Origin of the sequence: Plesiomonas sp. (genome assembly GCF_051650925.1) — a bacterium.
In the GTDB taxonomy this organism is placed as follows: domain Bacteria; phylum Pseudomonadota; class Gammaproteobacteria; order Enterobacterales; family CAMTGL01; genus Plesiomonas.
This window is the reverse complement of record NZ_JBOFRH010000115.1, coordinates 1-4,855: the sequence shown is the minus strand read 5'-3', so window position 1 is coordinate 4,855 and position 4,855 is coordinate 1. Positions and strand designations below refer to the sequence as shown.

The following is a 4,855-nucleotide window of genomic DNA, read 5'->3' as shown; positions in this document are numbered from 1 at the left end:
ATATAGCCGATTCGTTTTACACAAAAAAATCGGCTGCCGCAGACTAAATTATTCACTATTTTTCCGCGTTTAAGGCCTATTTTTGCACAAATAATGGCGCTGTAAGTTGCCATGTTTTTTTCAGCGTTTTTTGTCACGGAATCACTTTGACCCTTGAATCGATTCAGAGTACAAAAGTAGACAGCATAACCACACCGACTCGATGGACTGATATGGAACGCAAAATTCTGTTAACCGACTGCCCCGATGCCAAGGGGCTGATCGCAAAAATTACCAACATCTGTTACAAGCATCAGCTAAACATTATCCAAAATAATGAGTTTGTTGATCACCGTACTCGCCGCTTTTTTATGCGTACCGAGCTAGAGGGGATCTTCAATGACACTACGTTATTGGCCGATCTGGATGATGCTCTGCCTGAGGGTACTAAACGTCGTCTGATTGCTGCAGGACGTAAACGCGTCGTGATTTTGGTGACAAAAGAGGCACACTGCCTCGGCGATTTACTGATGAAAACCTATTATGGCGGTCTGGATGTTGATATTGCTGCGGTGATCGGCAATCACGAAACGCTGCGTGTGCTGGTTGAACGTTTTGATATCCCCTATCACTGTGTCAGCCATGAGGGTTTGAGCCGTGAAGAGCACGATCAACAAATGTGTGCACAAATTGATGCTTATAACCCAGATTATTTAGTTTTGGCTAAATATATGCGGGTACTAACACCTGAGTTTGTTGGGCATTATCCGAATAAAATCATCAATATTCACCACTCCTTCCTGCCAGCATTTATTGGCGCAAAACCGTATCATCAGGCGTATGAACGGGGGGTGAAAATCATCGGCGCAACAGCACACTTTGTGAATGATAATCTCGATGAGGGGCCGATTATTGTGCAGGATGTGATTAATGTCGATCACACCTATTCTGCAGAAGATATGATGCTGGCAGGCCGTGATGTAGAGAAAAATGTACTCAGCCGCGCACTGCGTCTAGTACTTGATCAGCACGTTTTTGTGCATGGAAACCGCACTGTTGTTCTGTAATCTGCCAATTGATAGTTGATCTTATGCTCTATTCTTACCGGTGCGCTCTGCGTGCCGGTATTTCGGTTTGCAACGAATTGATGCAGCAACGTGCATCGTAGTCACACAGATCATAACTACTCACCGTAGAAATGACTGACCTTCACGCTGAACTTAAGCTGCAATTTGCAGATGGGAAAGTGATGCTTGAGTACGCGCGGCTTGTAGGCAGGTTAAAAACAGTTGTGTGCGGTGATCGGCCGCCTTCGTTGTTTTCTTCCCTTCTAGCTCATCGCGTTCGGTATACGACATATTACCGTACACTTCAGGCTGCAAACCGGCTGTATTTTGTGGTGGATAGATAAGCGGATCTGGTTGCAAACACTCAAGCAACCATGTGGATGCCAACCCACCCTGATGAAATGCCTCGGTGCGCTGATCGGCCCACTGCACATCATCTTCATGACCATATAAACGGCTTTTCGGGGGAACCGGTAAATTTAAACTGGCAGTTTGTGTTTGAGGTTCAGGCATCTGAAATTGAGCTTGATCACACACGTTAGCCGACAACATAGCTAAAAGCAGCGAAAAATCGGTACGCTGCCCCTGCTCGATGGCTTTAGGTAAGCGGCCATTTAGCTGTAGCTCATCGGTTAATACGCGGGTGTCGATACGATCAATCACAAAAATATCCTGTTTTATGCACAAAAGAAGTAACGGCAATGCTTCTGAATTCTTTACCTCTTTTAGGCATTTTTTTCTATTTTAATGTACTAAGTGCCTCTATTTTCGGCACTACGCATAAAAAAACAGCGGGTAAACAACTTTTTAGTATTTTTACCTTTACACACCGTGTTCATTTGATATGATGCGCCCCGCTTGCTCTGGAGGGGTTCCCGAGCGGCCAAAGGGATCAGACTGTAAATCTGACGGCTCAGCCTTCGAAGGTTCGAATCCTTCCCCCTCCACCATTTATTAAAACGCATTGCTTTGGCTTGCAGTGCTATATAACCGTAAAACCTGTGTGGAGAGATTCCCGAGCGGCCAAAGGGATCAGACTGTAAATCTGACGGCTCAGCCTTCGAAGGTTCGAATCCTTCTCTCTCCACCATCTATTTACAACGCATTGCTTTGGCTTGCAGTGCTATATAACCGCAAAACCTGTGTGGAGAGATTCCCGAGCGGCCAAAGGGATCAGACTGTAAATCTGACGGCTCAGCCTTCGAAGGTTCGAATCCTTCTCTCTCCACCATTCTTTTTTCTTACATCTTTACTCTTGTTTCTCTTCTTCACTGTATCCAAAAAATTTTCTCTCTCTGCTTTTCTATACACTTCCCCATATTTTATGTGTACTGATTTTACTTTTTCTATATTCCATACCCTTCGCACCTATTCTTTTTTGTTGTTGATTTTTATACGCAATTTATCTTCTGTCTATTAACCCAAAATTAACAGTGATCGACTACGATCAGCGGTTAATGCCTATTTTAAAAAAGGTAATAGCCAGAAATAAAAAATAATATTCCTAATATAGGAATTAATAGCAGCAGAAATCACTGCTCCGATCAGCCAAATCTCCCGCATTTCATTCACTGACTATTAACAAAAATACCAACATACAGTAATTTAGCCTTTGATCTGTTTTTTCATACAGAACCAAGGATGTTGTAAATGTCAGATATCCCTGCACTACAAATCACTGATTTATATAAATCTTTCGGGGTAAACCCCGTGTTGTCAGGTATCAGTTTGAGTGCCAATAAGGGGGATGTGATCTCAATTTTAGGGTCATCGGGATCAGGCAAGTCTACATTTTTGCGTTGTATTAATTTGCTAGAAACCCCGACAGCCGGTGAAATACGCATTAAGGGTGAGCTGATCACTATGAAGCAAAATCGGCGTGGAGAGCGTTTTCCCGCCGATGAAAAACAGGTACAACGGCTGCGTTCACGGCTAGCAATGGTCTTTCAGGGATTTAATCTCTGGTCACACATGACAGTGCTAGAAAATATTATCGAAGCACCTATACATGTTCTGGGTGAACCACGCCACAGTGCAATTGAGAATGCCGAGGCGTTGCTGCACAAAGTCGGCCTGTATGAACGGCGTGATTATTACCCAAGCCACCTTTCCGGCGGACAACAGCAACGCGCAGCGATTGCCCGCGCTCTGGCAGTGCAGCCAGAAGTTCTGCTGTTTGATGAACCGACATCAGCGCTTGATCCGGAGTTGGTGGGTGAGGTGTTAAATGTGATGCGCAACCTTGCGCAAGAGGGGCGAACCATGTTGGTGGTTACGCACGAGATGTCATTCGCCCGTGATGTTTCCAGCCATGTGGTGTTTCTGCATAAGGGTAAAATTGAGGAGCAAGGTTCACCTGAGCAGGTTTTTTATCACACTCAATCAGAGCGCATGCGGCAATTTTTAGCACCAAAATATTAGATCTAAATATCTATCCCTAAATATTAATCATAAATAGGCTAAATAGTTAGATACCAACTACGCTAAAACAGAGATACACCCCATTATTGGGTGAATAATCAGCAGGTAACACGCCTGCTATGAATAACCAATGTCACCCACAGAGCCACATGTCAGCGTCATTGGGTGTATTGCGTTAACCCCCTGTTGAAGAAGGAATTTAAATATGGCCCGAATCCCCGCACTTAATAAGCGTGTTGCACTGAGTATGCTGATCTCTGCAACGTGTCTGGTCAGCGGTTCTGTTATCGCCAAAGAGTGGAAAGAAGTTCGTATTGCAGTGGATGTGCCGTATGAGCCGTTTGAGTTTAAAAAACCGGATGGTTCACTGACCGGTTTTGAAATTGATCTGGGTAACGCAGTCTGCCAGCAGGCTAAGCTCAAGTGTGAGTGGGTAGTACAAACGTGGGACGGTATTATTCCTGGGTTGTTGGCCCGCAAATATGATGTGATCTTTTCATCTATGTCGATTAATGAAGAGCGTAAGGCAAAAGTTGATTTTTCTGATGCTTACTACAATACCCCAAGTGCATGGTTTACACCGAAAGTCACCGATATTAACCCTGCGAAACCGGAAACATTAGCCGGTAAAAAACTGGGCGTACAGCGCGGTACAATTCAGGATACGGAAGCAAGCAAGATGTTTGGGAAAACAGCCCAGATTATTCGTTACAACAGCGGTGATGAGGTGGTGTTAGACCTGAAAGGTGGCCGATTAGATGCAGTATTAATTGATTATCCGGTAGGCGAAAGCACGATTTTAAAAACCGCAGACGGTGAAGACTTTGTGATGACTGGGGATAAATTCCAGCTCGGTGACGGTGTAGGTGCAGCATTTCGTAAAAATGATACGGATTTAAAAGAGACATTTAATCAGGCACTCAGTACAGTTAAAAGTAACGGTACGTATGATTCGATTATGAAAAAATATTTTGAATACAATGTGAAGAAATAATCTTCTAAGAGATTATGGGCTATTTTGCTTTTGGTACGGCAGGTTGTTTTTAGCATGGATTTTTTTAGCGTAGATTGCTTTTAGCGTAATTTGCGCACCTGCCGTACATTTCATACGTAACCTGTATATTAAATATGCGTATCAGGATAGTTATACGCTGTGCACCCATTACGGAGAATATTATGCTTGATCTCCACGGATACGGCCCGTCTATTTTTTATGGTGCATTGCTGACATTAAAGTTGGCTTTTTTATCTCTGCTGATTGCCTTAATACTGGGGCTACTCACGGCGAAGGCTAAATTATCATCACATCGTGGGTTGCGTGTTATTGGTCAACTTTATACGACGGTGATCCGCGGTGTGCCAGATCTGGTACTGATGCTGCTCATTTT

General features: G+C 43.9%; 5 protein-coding genes and 3 tRNA genes. 7 read left to right on the top strand and 1 reads right to left on the bottom strand.

The window, feature by feature from the left end; genetic code table 11:
- Positions 1–212: 212 nt before the first annotated feature.
- Positions 213–1,046, top strand: coding sequence for a formyltetrahydrofolate deformylase (purU, locus tag ACRC27_RS02515; protein WP_438623012.1), 834 nt, complete (start codon positions 213–215; stop codon positions 1,044–1,046).
- 153 nt (positions 1,047–1,199) lie between these two features.
- Here purU and ACRC27_RS02510 read toward each other — a convergent pair whose 3' ends face one another.
- Positions 1,200–1,709, bottom strand: coding sequence for a VC2046/SO_2500 family protein (locus ACRC27_RS02510; RefSeq protein ID WP_438623011.1), 510 nt, complete (start codon positions 1,707–1,709; stop codon positions 1,200–1,202).
- 202 nt (positions 1,710–1,911) lie between these two features.
- On the opposite strand from ACRC27_RS02510, the gene ACRC27_RS02505 reads away from it, so the two are divergent.
- The 6 genes from ACRC27_RS02505 to ACRC27_RS02480 all read left to right on the top strand — a co-directional run.
- Positions 1,912–1,996, top strand: a tRNA-Tyr gene (locus ACRC27_RS02505).
- Between the two features lie 55 nt (positions 1,997–2,051).
- Positions 2,052–2,136, top strand: a tRNA-Tyr gene (locus tag ACRC27_RS02500).
- Positions 2,137–2,192: 56 nt separating this feature from the next.
- Positions 2,193–2,277 (top strand) — tRNA-Tyr (locus ACRC27_RS02495).
- Between the two features lie 419 nt (positions 2,278–2,696).
- The gene (locus tag ACRC27_RS02490; RefSeq protein ID WP_438634675.1) at positions 2,697–3,467 is read left to right on the top strand and encodes an ABC transporter ATP-binding protein; all 771 of its coding nucleotides are present in this window, start codon (positions 2,697–2,699) and stop codon (positions 3,465–3,467) included.
- Between the two features lie 205 nt (positions 3,468–3,672).
- Positions 3,673–4,461: a transporter substrate-binding domain-containing protein gene (locus ACRC27_RS02485; RefSeq protein ID WP_438628992.1), complete on the top strand. Its 789-nt coding sequence runs from the start codon at positions 3,673–3,675 to the stop codon at positions 4,459–4,461.
- A 182-nt stretch (positions 4,462–4,643) separates the two neighbouring features.
- Positions 4,644–4,855 (top strand): ABC transporter permease subunit (locus tag ACRC27_RS02480; RefSeq protein WP_438639119.1); only part of this gene is annotated, 212 nt, incomplete at its 3' end.